Origin of the sequence: Photobacterium sanctipauli (assembly GCF_003026495.1) — a bacterium.
Taxonomy (GTDB): domain Bacteria; phylum Pseudomonadota; class Gammaproteobacteria; order Enterobacterales; family Vibrionaceae; genus Photobacterium; species Photobacterium sanctipauli.
Window position 1 is genome coordinate 1 of record NZ_PYMA01000044.1, and the last position, 1,053, is coordinate 1,053.

Annotated in this window: 1 rRNA gene; it reads left to right on the top strand. The window is 53.8% G+C overall.

Annotated features, from left to right (window positions below):
- A 23S ribosomal RNA gene (locus C9I98_RS26355) occupies nucleotides 1-1,033 on the top strand; the annotation flags it as partial.
- Nucleotides 1,034-1,053 lie beyond the last annotated feature (20 nt).

The following is a 1,053-nucleotide window of genomic DNA, read 5'->3' on the forward strand; positions in this document are numbered from 1 at the left end:
GTCGAAGCTCTTGATCGAAGCCCCGGTAAACGGCGGCCGTAACTATAACGGTCCTAAGGTAGCGAAATTCCTTGTCGGGTAAGTTCCGACCTGCACGAATGGCGTAATGATGGCCACGCTGTCTCCACCCGAGACTCAGTGAAATTGAAATCGCAGTGAAGATGCTGTGTACCCGCGGCTAGACGGAAAGACCCCGTGAACCTTTACTACAGCTTGGCACTGAACATTGACCCTACATGTGTAGGATAGGTGGGAGGCTTTGAAACCATGTCGCTAGATATGGTGGAGCCGTCCTTGAAATACCACCCTTGTAGTGTTGATGTTCTAACGTCGCCCCGTTATCCGGGGTGCGGACAGTGCCTGGTGGGTAGTTTGACTGGGGCGGTCTCCTCCCAAAGCGTAACGGAGGAGCACGAAGGTGGGCTAATCACGGTCGGACATCGTGAGGTTAGTGCAATGGCATAAGCCCGCTTGACTGCGAGACTGACAAGTCGAGCAGGTGCGAAAGCAGGTCATAGTGATCCGGTGGTTCTGAATGGAAGGGCCATCGCTCAACGGATAAAAGGTACTCCGGGGATAACAGGCTGATACCGCCCAAGAGTTCATATCGACGGCGGTGTTTGGCACCTCGATGTCGGCTCATCACATCCTGGGGCTGAAGTCGGTCCCAAGGGTATGGCTGTTCGCCATTTAAAGTGGTACGCGAGCTGGGTTTAGAACGTCGTGAGACAGTTCGGTCCCTATCTGCCGTGGGCGTTGGATGATTGAAGGGGGCTGCTCCTAGTACGAGAGGACCGGAGTGGACGAACCTCTGGTGTTCGGGTTGTGTCGCCAGACGCATTGCCCGGTAGCTAAGTTCGGAATCGATAACCGCTGAAAGCATCTAAGCGGGAAGCGAGCCCTGAGATGAGTCATCCCTGATACTTTAAGTATCCTAAAGGGTTGTTGGAGACTACGACGTAGATAGGCAGGGTGTGTAAGCGCTGTGAGGCGTTGAGCTAACCTGTACTAATTGCCCGTGAGGCTTAACCATACAACACCCAAGGGGTTTTA